12 protein-coding genes and 1 other annotated feature are annotated in these 16,869 nt (G+C 37.3%); of the genes, 3 read left to right on the forward strand and 9 right to left on the reverse strand.

From position 1 onward, the window contains the following. Positions 1-13: 13 nt before the first annotated feature. From JNUCC74_RS11040 to JNUCC74_RS11055, 4 genes are all read right to left on the reverse strand, one after another. The gene (locus JNUCC74_RS11040; RefSeq protein ID WP_454065383.1) at positions 14-1,054 is read right to left on the reverse strand and encodes a rod shape-determining protein; all 1,041 of its coding nucleotides are present in this window, start codon (positions 1,052-1,054) and stop codon (positions 14-16) included. A gap of 583 nt (positions 1,055-1,637) precedes the next feature. Continuing rightward, positions 1,638-2,324 (reverse strand): RadC family protein, encoded by a 687-nt coding sequence (gene radC, locus JNUCC74_RS11045; RefSeq protein WP_454067883.1) that lies wholly within the window; start codon positions 2,322-2,324, stop codon positions 1,638-1,640. Between the two features lie 165 nt (positions 2,325-2,489). Beyond that, positions 2,490-3,383, reverse strand: a complete 894-nt coding sequence (locus tag JNUCC74_RS11050; protein ID WP_454065384.1) for an SPOR domain-containing protein — start codon at positions 3,381-3,383, stop codon at positions 2,490-2,492. 103 nt (positions 3,384-3,486) lie between these two features. Beyond that, positions 3,487-4,758 carry a bifunctional folylpolyglutamate synthase/dihydrofolate synthase gene (locus tag JNUCC74_RS11055; protein WP_454067884.1) on the reverse strand — a complete coding sequence of 424 codons (1,272 nt, stop codon included), beginning with the start codon at positions 4,756-4,758 and terminating at the stop codon, positions 3,487-3,489. Between the two features lie 151 nt (positions 4,759-4,909). Between JNUCC74_RS11055 and JNUCC74_RS11060 the strand changes: the two genes are divergently transcribed. Together JNUCC74_RS11060 and JNUCC74_RS11065 are read left to right on the forward strand one after the other, a co-directional pair. Beyond that, the gene (locus JNUCC74_RS11060) at positions 4,910-5,809 is read left to right on the forward strand and encodes an ATP-grasp domain-containing protein (RefSeq protein ID WP_454065385.1); all 900 of its coding nucleotides are present in this window, start codon (positions 4,910-4,912) and stop codon (positions 5,807-5,809) included. A 16-nt stretch (positions 5,810-5,825) separates the two neighbouring features. Then, positions 5,826-6,695, forward strand: coding sequence for an ATP-grasp domain-containing protein (locus JNUCC74_RS11065; RefSeq protein ID WP_454065386.1), 870 nt, complete (start codon positions 5,826-5,828; stop codon positions 6,693-6,695). A 53-nt stretch (positions 6,696-6,748) separates the two neighbouring features. Here JNUCC74_RS11065 and JNUCC74_RS11070 read toward each other — a convergent pair whose 3' ends face one another. Continuing rightward, a complete protein-coding gene (locus tag JNUCC74_RS11070) occupies positions 6,749-9,394 on the reverse strand; it encodes a valine--tRNA ligase (protein ID WP_454065387.1) in 2,646 nt (881 codons plus the stop codon). A 600-nt stretch (positions 9,395-9,994) separates the two neighbouring features. After that, positions 9,995-10,287 (reverse strand) — a binding site (T-box leader). A gap of 584 nt (positions 10,288-10,871) precedes the next feature. Here JNUCC74_RS11070 and JNUCC74_RS11075 point away from each other — a divergent pair. Beyond that, on the forward strand, positions 10,872-11,060 hold the full coding sequence (locus JNUCC74_RS11075) for a hypothetical protein (protein WP_077321147.1): 189 nt from the start codon (positions 10,872-10,874) through the stop codon (positions 11,058-11,060). On the opposite strand, the gene JNUCC74_RS11080 is transcribed toward JNUCC74_RS11075, so the two are convergent. The 4 genes from JNUCC74_RS11080 to hemB form a co-directional block, all read right to left on the reverse strand. Continuing rightward, entirely contained in the window at positions 11,057-12,076 is a 1,020-nt protein-coding gene (locus tag JNUCC74_RS11080; RefSeq protein ID WP_454065388.1) for a phosphotransferase, read from the reverse strand. The genes JNUCC74_RS11075 and JNUCC74_RS11080 overlap by 4 nt on opposite strands. Before the next feature lie 666 nt (positions 12,077-12,742). Then, positions 12,743-13,993 carry a LysM peptidoglycan-binding domain-containing protein gene (locus JNUCC74_RS11085; protein WP_454065389.1) on the reverse strand — a complete coding sequence of 417 codons (1,251 nt, stop codon included), beginning with the start codon at positions 13,991-13,993 and terminating at the stop codon, positions 12,743-12,745. Positions 13,994-14,573: 580 nt separating this feature from the next. Continuing rightward, the gene (gene hemL / locus JNUCC74_RS11090) at positions 14,574-15,869 is read right to left on the reverse strand and encodes a glutamate-1-semialdehyde 2,1-aminomutase (protein ID WP_454065390.1); all 1,296 of its coding nucleotides are present in this window, start codon (positions 15,867-15,869) and stop codon (positions 14,574-14,576) included. A 12-nt stretch (positions 15,870-15,881) separates the two neighbouring features. After that, positions 15,882-16,868 (reverse strand): porphobilinogen synthase, encoded by a 987-nt coding sequence (hemB, locus tag JNUCC74_RS11095; RefSeq protein WP_454065391.1) that lies wholly within the window; start codon positions 16,866-16,868, stop codon positions 15,882-15,884. Position 16,869: the final 1 nt, after the last annotated feature.

Consider the following 16,869-nt stretch of genomic DNA (forward strand, 5'->3'; position numbering starts at 1 on the left):
AAGTTACACCAACTTATTCCATAGTAGAGCGAGAGGATACATTCGCTTGGGATCGGAAATGCTGAATGTATTCTAAGGATTTCCCAGTACCAATCGCTACACTTTCTAATGGATTCTCCGTCACAAATACGGGCATTTTTGTCTCTTCACTAATGACCTTATCTATATTCTTTAGTAAGGACCCTCCGCCAGACAACACGATACCCCGATCCATTATATCTGCAGCAAGCTCTGGTGGTGTTTTTTCCAAAGTGTTCTTCACAGCATCAACAATGGAATCCACCGTATCCTTTAACGCCTTGGAAATTTCTTCTGCAGTGATAGTAATTGTTTTGGGTAAGCCAGTTAAAAGGTCACGACCTCGTATATCAATTTCTTCATTCGTTATCACTTCTCCAGCTACACCGATCTGTAATTTTATTGACTCAGCGGTTCTTTCACCTATCATCAAATTATAATACTTGCGAATATAGTTCGTAATTGCTTCATCCATATTATCTCCAGCAGTTCGTATCGACCGGCTAGTAACTACGCCTCCTAAAGAAATCACGGCTACTTCTGTCGTTCCACCACCAATATCTACAATCATACTTCCCGTCGGCTCCCAAACCGGAAGCCCAGCTCCAATAGCCGCTGCAAAAGGTTCAGAGATTGGAAAAGCTTCTTTAGCTCCAGCTTGTTTTGTTGCATCAATAACCGCTCTTTCTTCAACCATGGTAATTCCAGAGGGTACACAAACCATGACATTTGGTTTTTTAACAAAGTACGAACGGTTTTTCATTGCCTTATTAATATAATATTTCATCATAATTGATGTCGTATCATAATCAGCAATTACCCCGTCTTTCATTGGCCGAATAACGGTAATATTTCCCGGTGTACGTCCAATCATATTGCGTGCAGAGCTACCAACAGCTTCAATTTCTCCTGTTCGGTTATTTTTTGCCACTACAGAAGGTTCACTTACAACTACACCTTTGCCCTTTACAAATACAAGCGTATTTGCTGTACCTAAATCTATACCTAAATCCTGAGAAAAATTAAATAATCCCAAAAAAATCTCCCTTTCCAGTAACATACATGTGAGTGAATATTATGTAGTTATTTCCATAGTTAACTTTTATTATCTCGTTTTCTTAACAAAAAGTAAAACAATTCTTATATGCTTCTATATCCCTACTCCGATCTTTAGGATATGCTTACTCCTCTAAATATAAGCTCAACAAGCGCCACTTTCCATAACTAATTGAAAAATGGCGCTTCACTAATGACTCGTCTATATTATTATACGAAAAAAAATATAAAATAGATAGTGTTTATCGTAGTTTTTTATTTATCTTAAATCGGATACTTCTTTCTTTATAAAGGATGTATAAAAAATCCAGTAAAAAATGACGCAACTAATTTTTCCAAAGCCTATTGTTAACTACTTACACTTCGGTTAATCGAAACTGCACCACGCTTCCAACTGAACTTCTACATACAAGACGTGCTCATACCGGGATTTGTAAAAAACAAGGAATACATCGCACAAGAAAAGGTTTTTTGAGGTTGTTGTAATTATCACCAACCTTGAGCTTTTTCATCCTCTTTTGAGCACATACTTTATACAGTTGGTTTACAAAAAACTTAATGGATTATTGAATATATCCTTTTTCTCTTAAAGAAGTAAATGTACAATCGCCAATAATAATATGGTCCAAAAGTTCAATACCGATCATTTTTCCAGATTCGGTCAATCTTCTCGTAACATGGATGTCTTCTTGGGAAGGAGTTGGATCACCAGAAGGATGATTATGGATTACAATAATCGAGGCTGCTGAGCGCTTTATGGCTTCACGGTAAACTTCTCTGGGGTGAACGATAGAGGCGTTAAGGCTACCAATAAAAATCGTTTGCCGATGGATAATTTGGTTTTTTGTGTTTAAAAAAAGAGCAACAAAATGCTCTTGCTTTAATGAACGCATTTCTTCCATTACGTAGTCCGCTCCGTCTTTAGGAGAACGAATGACAAACCGCTCCTTCGAGACTAAGTTCTGCATTCGCTTGCCCAACTCAATAGCCGCTAAAATACATACTCCTTTTGCTGTACCTATCCCTTTAATGGTCATTAATTCTTCAATGGTTGCATCACGTAATAGTTTTAGCCCCTCAAAATGCATCAATACCCGATTGGCAAGTGAAATAACAGATTCTTCCTTTGTACCACTAACTAAAATAATAGCGAGCAATTCAGCATTGGACAATTGTTTTGGACCAATGTTCAATAATCTTTCTCTTGGCCGGTCAAGCTTTGGTACGTCTTTCATCATAATTGGCAACATCACTATTACATCTCCTCCTTTGTCAAATATAACTAATATCTTACAAAGGAAAAATGTCATAGACAAACAGCTATTTTAATAAAATAGGTGGGCAATTTAACTTTAAAATTCCTTTATCCTTTAGGGAAAAAGTAAAATTGACAATCACTCGTTAAACAAGATCAATTATTTTGCTTCCAGTGAAACAAATAGTGTATGCCACAACTTTAACAATTGCGTGCCTGTTTCTAAAGGATCAACTTGATTTTCAATCTTGATGTACCGCTTCATTAAAGCTGATAAATCTTGGAATTTTTTGGAACCTTCTGGAACCGTTTTTTGTAAAGAAGCCCAAGTATCGTTATCAAATGTCTGTTGCTCCATACTTTTTTTCCACGTGTTTATAAAACTCTCAAGCCATTTGCTTTCTTCCTTTGTTAAAGCAAGCTCTTTTTTATCCGTTTCCCATTCTTTCACATACACATCCATTTTTGACAAAGCTGCTTGATTCTTGAGCTCTTTCGCTTTATTTTTAGTAGGGGCAGCAGCTAACAATAAGTAATACTGACGATCCTTTTCCCAGACAATCGTAGGAAAACCAATGTCTTGATATGTTGCTTGCCACCTTTTAGCATTTTCTTCGGTTGAAAATACTCCCGCTTGTATGACAAAAGCTTGGAGCGGTTCAATGCTAGTAGTTAAAGTTGCATGAGTTTGTTTTTCATCATTGTTAATCGCCGTTACCTCGTTAATTTCTCCACTTGCATTCCCGTTATCATCAATAGTTACAAACATTTTTAATAACATTACACCTAGAAATGAACCAATAAGTAAGGCAGAAACAACTGCAACGATAGCAGGCTTAAACTTTATTAACATCTTCAAAAAGGGATTGGGCTCCGATTCCTCATTTATTGTTATTCTCGTATACGTTGGAATTGGTTCTTCGTCCATATCAGATAATGTAGCAGCTTGCTCTTTCTTTCCAGAAGCACAGTCATTACTGCTTGGTTGGTGCATCGACAGTTTTACTTGTTTTCCGTTCTTCCATACAGTTATTTTACGCTTGTCCTTATTCACTGTCTTTCCTCCCTACTCGTAGAGTTCCTCACAACTCTAGCATAGCAGGACTAAAAAGTAAGGCGAAGCTTGTCAGCGATTTAAGAAAATGTTCTACATAATCTTATTTGTTTCGCTGTTTCAGATAAGTGCGAACTAAAGATATAAAATGGATCGATCCAGTAATAAAATAAACAGCTTCTTGACTCTTCATTTGCTTTACTGCTTTTATCCATGAAGGATGAATTTGAATCTTATTTTTAACTTCAAACTTCTGTAATTCACCAATACTTGCTGCCCGCGGATGATCAAATGTTGTAAGATTAATAGATGCAAATGTATGTTGCAGTTGCCCGATCATCCTATCCATATCCTTGTCTTTAAATACTGCAAATAATAGATGACGTTCTCGATTTGGAAAATAGCTTTCTACCGTGTCTTTAAAAGCTTTTATACCTTCAGGATTATGTGCCCCATCAACAATGACCAGTGGTTGTTGAGAAACCAACTCAAACCTTCCTTCTAATTTCGCTTTTTTAAACGCTGATTGGACGCAAGCGAAATCCAATGCTAACCCTTTCTGTCTTAGAAGATGTAAAGCCATCAATGCAAGTGAGGCATTCGCTAATTGATGCTTTCCATACATGGATAATGCAAGCTGTATTGGTTTTTCACCAGCTAGGTTCCACTCCATGTTTTGTTGGTTATCTGAACAAGGAAGTTGGCGAAAATAGAATTGCTTTCCTAACTGATAGATAGGTGCCTGATTACTTACTGCTTCGTCTTTTACAACAGCGTTCGCTTCTTGTGGCAATTCTCCGATAATAACAGGTGTTTTTCGTTTAATAATACCAGCTTTATGGGAAGCGATATCTGTAATTGTATCTCCAAGGAAAGCAGTATGATCTTTCGCAATCGTTGTTATGATCGATATTATAGGGTAAAGACAATTCGTTGTATCCTCTCTCCCCCCCATTCCTGCTTCGATGACTGCAATTTCTGCATGTCTTGAAAAAAAGAGAAACGCAATGGCAGTTAAGATTTCAAACTCCGTTGGGTGCATTCCTTTTTCATCTAGTGACTCGATAGCCGGGTAAATTTCTTCCCAACTGGCTAAAAAGGATTTTTCAGAAATAGGTTCATTTTCAAAAACAATATGGCCACGTAACCCTGTTAAACTAGGCGACGTAAACACTCCCACCTTATAGCCGTTTGCTTGGAGTCCCTGCTTGATATATTCAGAGGTAGACCCTTTTCCATTCGTTCCAGCAATATGAATAGCAGTTAGTTGACGCTCCGGATGTTGAAGCAACTTGAGCAATAGCTCCATTCGCTCTAATCCAGGCTTTATTCCTAACTTTTTTCGTTTTGTTAAAAATGCTTCTATTTGCTTCATTGCTTGCAATTATGTACAATCCTCTCATAAATGTTTTTTAGATGTATCCAGTAAAAACGGATTTCCTATACCATTCAAACATTACTAATTATTGGTTCCATCCATGCTAATTCTGTCGATGTTTATCAGTATATCAGAAAGGAACGAAAACATGCACAAAAATGGTTGGATTATATATAATGATAGTTTACCAGGAAATAAATTTATTGACTTTGCTGAATGGATTCAATTAGCGGCAGAACAAAAAGGAAGCAAGGCTACTATTTTTTCAAATAGGGATGTGCTCGCTTATATAGCAAAAAGTAATTTACAAATTTTAGCAGACCATTTGCAGAGGCTACCGGATTATGTTGTCTTTACAGATAAAGATATTTACTTAGCAAAACAGTTGGAGTTGCTTGGCATACCTGTATTTAATCAATCAGAGGCAATTCGAATCAGTGATGATAAAATTGCTACCTATCAAAAACTAGCGGCAGTCAACTTGCCTATTCCAAGAACGATTATTTATCCAAAGACATTTTTTGCAACCGAGGTTAAAAAAACGATTATTCAATCAGCCGTCGAGGCGTTTGGCTTTCCTATGATTGTTAAAGAAGCATTTGGTTCTTTTGGTGAACAGGTATATCTTGTACATACAGATCAGGAATTGTCGACAAAAATAGAGACGTTAGGGACAAATTCTTTTATGTTGCAAGAATTTATTACTTCCAGCTATGGTGTAGATTTACGGCTGCATGTCGTAGGCGACCAAGTTGTGGCAGCAATGAAACGTCAATCAGCAAATGATTTTCGAGCCAATGTTACAGCAGGTGGAACGATGGAAGCTTATCAACCAAATGATATCGAGCAAGAATTGGCAATTAAAGCAACGAAGGCAATTGGTGCTGATTTTGCTGGTGTAGATTTATTATTAGGTCCTGATCAGAACCCCATTGTCTGTGAAATTAACTCCAATGCACATATTCATAATTTGTACGACTGTACCGGAATAAATGTAGCAGACTTTATGATAGACTATATTTTGCATACAATCAGCGGCAGTGACTAAATGGAAGGAGTGTACAATGCTTAAAGGGTGGTTAATCTATAGTAAAAAAGATATTGGTATTAATCGGGCCTACATCGATTGGTTCATTACAGAAGCTGCTTTACAATCGATCGAGCTTGAACTTATCCATCGAGAAAATCTAACCATCGGTGTTCTGAATAATAAACATACTGTGTTATTAAATAAAACCCATCCTGTCTTACCAGATTTTGCTGTTGTCCGTACGATAGATCCAATGCTTAGCCTGCATCTGGAAACATGTGGAGTGATGGTATGTAACAATGCACGAATAGCAACGATTTGTAATCATAAAGCGTTGACACATCACTACGTTCATTCAATAGGTATCCCTATGGTTGATACGGTCTATTGTAAAAAACTAGACTTACCAGCAAATCTGCCATTTCCGTACCCCTTTGTTATGAAAGAGGTAGGCGGACGAGGCGGACAACAAGTTTATTTCATCAAAAATGAACAGGAATATGCAGCTTATAAGAAATCACTACCGGCAACCGATTTCGTCCTTCAGTCCAGTCAGGTGAGGCACGGACAAGATGTCCGGGTATTTGTAATCGGAAAACATATTATCGCTGCTGTTTTACGAAAAAGTCACACAGATTTTCGGGCAAACTATAAGCTTGGAGGGAGTGCAAGCTTATATCACTTAACGAAAAAGGAATACCGTATGGTGCAAAAAATCGTGGACCATTTCCCATTTGACATGGTAGGAATTGATTTTTTAGTTGGCTTAAATGGAGAATTACTTTTTAATGAAATTGAAGATGTGGTTGGTTCTCGTACATTAAGTGCTGTCAGTGATATCAATCTTCTGCGCTTATATGTAAAACATATAAACAAACAATTAATGAACAGGCAGGGATTATAGGCCCCCAGCCTGTTCATTTTCCTTTGCCTTTGTGTAACGAATCAAGACCTAATTTATCCTTTCAGTTCATTCAGTCTTGCTTGCACTTTTGCTTGTTTATCAAGATAATCTTTTTCTTTTTGTTTTTCTTCTTCAACAATTGCTTCTGGTGCTTTATTAATAAACCCTTGATTGGCAAGTTTCTTTTGCACCCGTTCTACTTCTTTTGTCCATTTTACAAGTTCTTTCTCGAGCCTAGCAATTTCCTTATCGAAATCAATTAAACCTTCTAACGGTAAGAATAATTCTACACCCGTTACGACACTGGTCATCGCTTTTTCTGGAGCTGTAACATTTACCGAAATAATTAGTTCACTCGTATTACAAAAACGCTCTAAATAATGACGGTTACTTTCTAATTCTTGAACAATTTGGTCACTTTCTGCCTGAATTATAAGTTGAATCGGCTTCGATATTGGTGTATCGACTTCTGCACGTATATTACGGACGGACTTAATAATGGCAACTAGTCGTTTCATTTCTTTCGCAGCTTTTTCATCGTGAAGTTCTTCTCGTTTCTCTGGCCATTTAGCTACCGTTATCGACTCGCCTCGGTGTGGTAATTGTTGCCAAATTTCTTCCGTAATAAATGGCATAAATGGATGAAGCATGCGCATTGTTTGATCTAAAACATAGACGAGAATAGAGCGAGTTGTCTGTTTTTCTTCCTCATTATCACCATATAATGGTAATTTTGCCATTTCGATATACCAGTCACATAATTCATCCCAAATGAAATTATAAAGATGACGTCCGGCTTCACCGAACTCATACTTGTCCGTGTTTTTTGTAACATGTTCAATGGTTTCGTTTAAACGAGTCAAAATCCATTTATCAGCAAGCGATTTTTCTCCTGATAAGTCAATATCTTCATAAGTGAATCCTTCCAAATTCATTAGTGAAAAACGGGATGCATTCCAAACTTTATTGGCAAAATTCCAAGTTGATTCTACTTTTTCCCAATGAAATCGCAAATCCTGACCGGGAGTTGACCCTGTTAATAAGAAATACCGCAATGAGTCGGCACCATATTTATCAATGACATCCATTGGATCAACACCATTTCCTAATGACTTACTCATTTTTCTTCCTTCTGCATCACGGATTAATCCATGGATTAGCACATCATGAAACGGCTTCTGCTTCGTAAAATGCTTTGATTGAAAAATCATTCTAGCAACCCAGAAAAAGATAATATCATAGCCTGTAACAAGAACACCAGTCGGAAAATAACGTTTGAAATCCTCTGCATCCGTATTTGGCCACCCCATTGTAGAAAACGGCCATAATGCTGATGAAAACCATGTATCTAAAACATCTTCATCTTGCTCCCAATTTTCAATATCAGCTGGAGGTTCTTTACCAACATAAATTTCATTTGTTTCTTTATGATACCAAGCAGGAATTCTGTGTCCCCACCATAATTGACGGGAAATACACCAGTCGCGTATATTTTCCATCCAATTTAAATACGTTCGTTCAAAACGTTTGGGAACAAAGTTAACCTTTTCTTCTCCCTGTTGCAATTTAATCGCCGCATCTGCCAACGGCTGCATTTTAACAAACCATTGTGTAGAAAGATACGGTTCTACAACAGCTCCGCTTCGCTCTGAATGACCGACTTGGTGAACATGGTCTTCAATTTTAAACAATATCCCTTGTTCTTGAAGATCTTTGACAATTTGTTTTCTACAAGCAAACCGATCTAAACCTTCATATTTTCCAGCGTTTTCGTTCATGGATCCATCTTCATTCATAACTAATATACGTTCCAAATTATGACGGTTACCAATTTCAAAGTCATTTGGATCATGGGCAGGGGTTATTTTTACTGCTCCGGAACCAAATTCCATATCAACATATTCATCAGCGATAATTTCAATTTCTCGGCCAACAATCGGTAAAATTACCTTTTTACCAATTAAATGCTTGTATCTTTCATCATTTGGATGTACAGCTACAGCCGTATCTCCCAGCATCGTTTCAGGACGAGTTGTCGCAATTTCAATCGTTTCTTCACCATCCTTCAACGGGTAGCGCATATGATAAAATTTCCCCTGAACTTCCTCATAAATTACTTCGATATCAGATAAAGCCGTTTTCGTTTCCGGATCCCAGTTGATAATATATTCGCCCCGGTAAATCAACCCTTCTTCGTAAAGTTTAACGAATACTTCTTTTACTGCATCCGACAAACCTTCATCTAAAGTAAATCGCTCTCTGGAGTAATCTAAGCTAAGACCTAACTTTCCCCACTGTTTGCGGATAAACTTAGCATACTCTTCCTTCCATTCCCAAGCTTTTTCAAGGAATTTTTTTCTTCCTAATTCATAACGATTCGTCCCCTCTTCCTTTAATTTAGCTTCTACTTTTGCCTGTGTAGCAATACCGGCATGATCCATTCCTGGCAGCCACAGTACATCATAGCCTTGCATTCGCTTCATCCGTGAAATCGTATCTTGCATCGTTGTATCCCAAGCGTGACCTAGATGTAAGCGACCAGTAACGTTTGGTGGTGGTATAACAATAGAAAACGGCTCCTTTTCTTTATCATTTGTTGCTTCAAAATACTTCCCTTCTAACCAAAACTGATAACGCCCTTTTTCTACTTCGTGTGGATTATATTTAGCAGAAAGTGATGGTTTTTGTTCTTCACTCATCATAATTCCTCCTTAATTGATAAATTAATTTTTTCCTATGTTCCAGCTGGAAACTTAGAACATTATAGACGAATATTTGCATTTTTCTCAATTTAACTAACAACTGGTAGAGATAATATGCAAGTTGTACCTAAAAAACATACGGCATTGAATCAACTTCTATATAATTTTATAGCGTATAAATAATCAGTTGACGATAAGCTTTAGTCAAGCAGCAGCCCAGCCTTCACTTCATCTTAGGATATTCCCTAGCCGTATTATTCTTTAGCACTAAAGTTTCTCCTTTCTAACATTAGAAAAACTTAGCTTGTCGCCAAGTCTTTATGGCAAAAACTATCGTTTTTCTTATACGATAAAGTGAAACTTCATTCCGTAGGAGTTTGTAAGAATTTGCTTCCCTCTCCTACTGAATGTTAGTACCTTAAAGGTATGACCTAAAGGCCCTTGAACCAATCGGGCATTTAGGGGCCGTTTTCTCCCACTTTGACTCTTTTGTATCAATTCAGGACTTGAAGTGGAAAACTTACGGCACCTTACATGCGGGATAAAGCCTAATATTTTATACTTTCCATAGTATAAAAAAACCCTTTTCATCCTTAAAGAAAGGACGAAAAGGGTATGCTTTCCGTGGTACCACCTTTATTTGTATACTTTTTTGGCCTCTCACAAATCATCTTTGACAATAAGAAAAAATGCAGTATACACACTTCATTGGTTGATAACGGTATACAAACCGGCTCCTTCTACTAAAACCTTAGACAAACCCGCAAAGCTTTGTTCAAAGAAGCTGTTCATGGGCGACCTTCCAGATCATCCGTCAAGGAAACTTTCAGCCTTTGATTTCCCTTTCTTTGTGACAATTTTTCTGTACTCTTCCCACTCTAAACATTTAGACAAAATTATATTAGGAATAAATTTATTTTATATGTAATCTATAGTTCCGTCAACTCTTTCTATTAGTTGGTATGAACAAGTGCTAGAAGCGGTCGTTTAGCGGGATACAAACGGCAGATCTTTAACGAATAAAGAGAAACTGCATTCAAGGAAAACTCTTCTCCTTGAAACAGTAGATCAAAGGCTCAGTTCGCAGACGTTCTTGAAAAACCTCGGTGTATTGCTATCGTAGTCCTGCTTGTTCTTGAAAAATCGCGATGTATCGCTGCCGTAGCTCCTCTGCCTTTCGCCCCAAACGAAGCAGGGTTTTAGCAGCCGATGTTACTTATTATAGGAAAAAGAGCGAAATTGGCTCGTTCGTTCGGAAGCTTAAACTAGACGACGAAGCTACTTTTTTAAAAAAGTTGTCCACTATGTGGGAACAGATATCGTTTCCTAAACAACAAAAGATGGTATGCCAGCGGGAATTCTTTGTTTTTCACCTGATTTTTTGAACATCCTTATAAGGTTTGCACAACTAACCTGTTTCTATACATATAGTATATTACATATTCAAAATCACGTGAAAGCGAGGCGAATAAAAATGGCACGCTATTATCGGTACCGACTTCCGCCTTGGGCGAGAAACTGTATTATCATCATTGAAAGGGTAACCTTACCGATATTAATTTTTCAATTAATTCGTACACTGTTTTTTCCGACTACGCTTGATGTGTTTTTATTAGGCATCCTTGTTGGTCTATTTATTGCGTTTTACTTGGAATGGATTTAATCTTCCTCATCATCTAAATCATCCAAATCCAATGTGTCGTATTTATTCTCAACATAAGCAGAAAAATGCAACCCAAATAATATCCGGCGAAATTCGTATTGCAATTCAACGATTTGCTCAATCATTGTTTTTTTAGATCTGGCATGCATTTCTAATTGATTTAAGTATGGTTGTGCATCTAACAATTGGATAATAAGTAAATAAAGCTCTTTTTTAGATAATTTATTTTCATTCATATAAGATTCAAATGCTTGTAAAAATGTATCCGTAGGCGTATCATAATGGTTTGTTTCGTGTTTGAAAAAGTCAGCTAAATCATAAACAGGATAATCAAACCTTGCTTTTTCCCAATTTATCAAGTAGAGCTGCTCTTTGTTTTTCAGGATATGTGATGCGTATATGTTCCCATGACAGAGACTGTAATTCCAATCTTTTTCCGTCTCCTGTTCATAAATGAGTTGATCGATTCGCCGGATGCTCTCCTGTAAGCAAAAATCAATATCTCTGTATTGTGTACAAATAAGTAATTCCAATGGGGACATATAACGGTTCTTTTCGTATTGTTCAACAAAACCGAGCAGTTGTTGTTTCAACTGGTTACAATGGTCTCTATATTGTTGAAAGGTTGCTGAAAAGTCCTCTGTCTCAACTAAATGTGACTGTTTTGTTTTAGCATGCACCCTGCCAATGTTGTGAAAGAATCTTTCCGCTGTTAGCTTATCAAATGTAGTTACCGCTTCGCCTCTCCAAGGTGTTAAATAATAGATACTACCTTTATAGTACTGGTAAATATTTCCCTGTCTCGTTAAATATACAGGTAAAACAGCGTATAGATTTTGTTCATATGCTTCTCTGTATACCTTTTCCCACATCGGTATCAGCTCAAGAGTTAAGTGACTCTGCTTTAATGCATATTGCTGCTGATGATCCTGTACCCAATAGAGGTGGTCTGTTTTCTTTTCAATGTAAAATGGCTGAACCGAATATGCTTGCAAAACTGCTTTTATGTCCTCCACATTTGTCACCACCTAATCCCAATGCTTATGTTAGACATGAGAATTCCTTTTTCATTGTTTGTTTACTTGACTCAATTTGATTTTTTGAAAAATGTGTACGATGTAAAGAGACCTTAAACGATGGCTATACTTTGCTGTATCCACAAACTATTATTTGTGTTCTAACCTATCACGAAAATAAGAGAACGCAACGAGTTTCTCACGTAGGTGTTTACCTACAGCACTTATATGAATCATAAAATTTTATGTTTGAATTAATTCTACTAACTTCATACCCTTTCTATCTCAGAAACAGAAAGGGCATGCGGGATAAAGTGAAACTTCATTTCTTGGAATGCCTTTCCTAAGAAATGTTAGTTGAACCAATCGGGCATTTAGGTGCCGTTTCTTCCACTTACACCCTGTTATATCAACTCAAGCTCTTGTAGTGGGAGGCTTACGGCACCTTAGATGCGGGATAAAGTGAAACTTCATTTCTTGGAATGCCTTTCCCAAGAAATGTTAGTTGAACCAATCGGGCATTTAGGTGCCGTTTCTTCCACTTACACCCTGTTATATCAACTCAAGCTCTTGTAGTGGGAGGCTTACGGCACCTTACATGCGGGATAAACAAAAATTCAATAAACCATCCGTAGGAATTTCCATTATTCCGACGGATGGAAGGTTTTATTTTTTCTTATGCGGTATATATAATAATTGTCCTTCTTTCACATCATAATCTTCATCTAATCGATTTAGTTTAATTAGCTGCAGTGCAGAAACCTGATACCGTTCAGCAATGGAATCAATCGTGTCCTGTTCTTGCACTATACAAAGCCGCATCCTTGTAAAACTTTCCTCTTCTGAATCACTAAACATATCCGACAAATAACTAACAGCTCGTACTCGTTCGTTATCTTCCTGATTATCACTATTTTCTCTTATCTCTGGTGAAACATCTTCTGCTTTTTTTCTTTCTATATCATGATCTTCATCGTGTAAGTCTTCATCATCGTACACTTCATCTTCGTCATGTAAATCTTCCTCATCATATTCATCTTCTTCGTCATCTACCTCTTCCGCTTTATCCTTAGAAGTGTTGGCAAAAAATTCTTTTAATGATTTAGTCTCTTTATATTTCCATCTTCCAGTCTCGTCGGTTTCTTTATCTTCTTTGCTCGAAGATTCTTTTTCTTCCTGATTTTCTTTCCGTTTCGTCTCTTCTTGTACGATGTCTTTTGCTTCCTCTTTCGTTGTTTCTTCAACAATTGCATCATTCAAAGTACTATTTCTTTCTGCCTCCTGATTCTGTTCTTCATCCGTAGAAAACATTGGCAAATCCACCGCTTCTTTTGGCTGCTCCTCCGTCATTTCTTCATCTGGGCGCTTTAATTCAAATTGGAATTGCTCCTCCTCTACATCTGTGTTACTCTCCGTTTCTCTATCCATATCCGAAAGTACAGAATCTAATTCACTATTATTCTCGGATTGGCTGATTTGACCGTATCTATTGAGACCATGGATTTCAATCGTGGAATATAAGCGGAACATAGACGGTTCTGGGATTTCGTAATCAAAACTTTGAATATAAACGCTGACGTCGTTTAGATCAGCTACTCGGTTTACTGGTACAGAAATTTCTACCGGAAAACGATGGGAAAAAATGGCAAGATCGTTATCCATTTCTTCCACTGCTTCTACATATCGCTTAGCATGAAAATCATCCGTTTCTATATCTCCTTCCACTTGAAAACGATCGCTTTTTTCATACTCTCCTTTCAACTCAATAATCCCTTTGATTGTAATATAATCGTGAAAGGAATGAATGGAAATGTCCGGTTCTAAAGAAACACCTCTCATTTCATTTACTTCCTGTCCTTTTTCAAAGTAGAGCGTTTCATTCAAGTCAAAACGAAATACCGAACTATCGTTTGTCACGTGCTTTTCCCCCTCTCCATCATATGGTGGCATATATGATGTAAATACCTAATTCCATTTATATGAATTAGATCATTCGGATATGCCTTTCAATCCAATCTATAACGTACAAAAGAGAAATGCTAACATTCGAAATAGAACATCTGCTTTCTCATATGGAAGATGTGTTTAAACAGTCGATCAAAAATAACACCTCACATTATTTCTTGGTACGTTACATACTGAAAATCAGACAAAGCAGTAGCGATTTTAATATTTAATGACAAGCGCAACTAGGCTAACACTTAAGCCACTGGTGTGTTGCAAATACAAATTAAAGAAGGATAGAATTTTTAAGGAGATATCTCAATGGTATGAAAAAAATTCAGATTTTAAGTGTAAGCTAACTAGGGCTATCATCTACGTTACACTTACCATAGCCATGTTTTTCTTTATTGCCATTTCTTACGGTTCTGTTGTTAATACATGCTCTAAACTAGAAGAGAATACGGTTATAAAATAAAATCCTCCTCAGCAATCAGATTTTTTAATTTAATCTGTCTACCTAAGGAGGAAAAAGAATTATGAATGAAAATCCTGTTTAATTTGTGTCAATTAATTTTGAAAAAGCAAAATCAATCGCTTGAACAGTATGTTCGATATCCTCATCTGTATGTGCAGTAGATAAGAATAGACCTTCAAATTGTGATGGCGGTAAGAAGACACCTTGTTCGATCATGAGACGATAATATTTTGCAAAATGATCGAGATTAGCAGTTTGAGCAGTTGCAAAATTAATTACTTCTTTATTAGTAAAAAAGACACCCATCATTGAACCAGCACGATTTATATGAAGTGGAATATCATACTTTTCACTAGCTTCCTTATAACCCGCCACTAATCGGTCTACCTTTTGATTAATTTTTTCATAAGCGGATTTATCTAACGCCTTTAATGTTTCAAGACCTGCTGTCATAGCCAATGGATTTCCAGATAACGTACCTGCTTGGTAGATTGGACCGGTTGGTGCTACCTTTTCCATTATTTCCCGTTTACCGCCAAATGCACCCACTGGCAAACCGCCACCAATTACTTTACCAAGACAAGTCATATCCGGTGTAACCCCAAAATGCCCTTGAGCACAATTATAGTCAACCCGAAAACCTGTCATTACTTCATCAAAGATTAACAATGTACTATGTTGTTCCGTAATCTCTCTTAAACCTTGTAAAAAGCCGGCTTTTGGTGGTACCACCCCCATATTACCGCAAACAGGCTCAAGGATGACAGCAGCAATATCATCTCCATAATTTTTAAAAGCATCGCGTACACCGTCTAAATCATTGTACGGTACAGTAATCGTATTTTGTGCGACGGATTTTGGTACACCAGGACTATCAGGAAGCCCAAGTGTTGCTACACCCGAACCTGCTTTAATCAAAAGCGAATCTCCATGTCCATGATAACTTCCTTCAAACTTAACAATTTTATCTCTACCCGTGTAGCCCCTAGCAACTCGTAAGGCACTCATCGTGGCCTCTGTTCCCGAGTTAACCATTCGCACAACTTCGACTGACGGCACACGTTCAATTACTAATTGAGCAAGTTCATTTTCCAGTAAAGTTGGCGCACCGAAGCTTGTCCCTTTTTCTGCTATTTCTTTTAGCTTTGTTACGACACGTTCATCCGCATGACCTAAAATCAATGGACCCCAGCTCAATACATAATCAACGTATTCATTACCGTCAATATCCGTGATTTTAGAGCCCTTTCCTGAATCCATAAAAATAGGTGACATCCCAACGGACTTAAATGCACGTACAGGTGAGTTGACACCACCAGGCATCAAATTTACTGCTTCTTTATAAGCATCTACTGATTTCGTAAAATTAGCCATCCATAAATCCCCCTATTTCTTATTTTTCAACCATCTTGCTGCATCTTTTGCAAAATAGGTAATGATAAGATCTGCTCCAGCACGCTTCATCGATACCAGCTTTTCCATGACAAGCGCTTGTTCATCAATCCAGCCATTCTGTGCTGCAGCTTTAACCATCGCATATTCACCACTAACATTATAAGCTACTACAGGTACATCAAAATTATTTCTTACTTCTCTAACGATGTCTAAATAGGCTAAAGCTGGCTTCACGATTAAAAAGTCAGCACCTTCAGCTACATCTGATTTTGCTTCTCGAATTGCTTCTAATCGATTAGCTGGATCCATTTGATATGTTTTTCTGTCACCAAACTGTGGTGTACTATCTGCTGCATCACGAAATGGACCATAAAATGAAGAAGCATATTTAACGGCATACGACATAATCGGAATTTCTGTATAGCCAGCCTCGTCCAATGCTTTTCTAATAACTGCTACAAATCCATCCATCATATTAGATGGTGCGATAATATCCGCTCCAGCCTTTGCTTGTGAAACTGCTGTTTTTGCCAATAATTTTAATGATGCATCATTATCCACATCTTGATTATGAATTACACCGCAATGACCATGTGATGTATATTCACATAAACATGTATCTGCAAGTACAAGCATCGTCGGGAATTCCTTCTTAATTAATCTCGTTGCTTCTTGTACAATACCGTCTTCTACAAAAGCACCCGTACCCTGCTCATCTTTTTCCTTAGGTACACCAAATAGAATTAAAGCCTTTATATCTAGTTGTTCAAGTTCTTTTACTTCTTCAGCTAATAAATCTATTGAAACCTGATACACCCCTGGCATAGATGGGACCTCTCGTTTGATGTTTTCTCCGTCTACAACAAACATTGGATAAATAAAATCATCAACATGTAAATGTGTTTCTCTTACTAAATCTCGCATCGCTTGAGAATTTCTTAATCTCCGATGACGAGCAAATTCCGGCGTTTTAATCACG

It is taken from the genome of Cerasibacillus sp. JNUCC 74 (assembly GCF_053667775.1).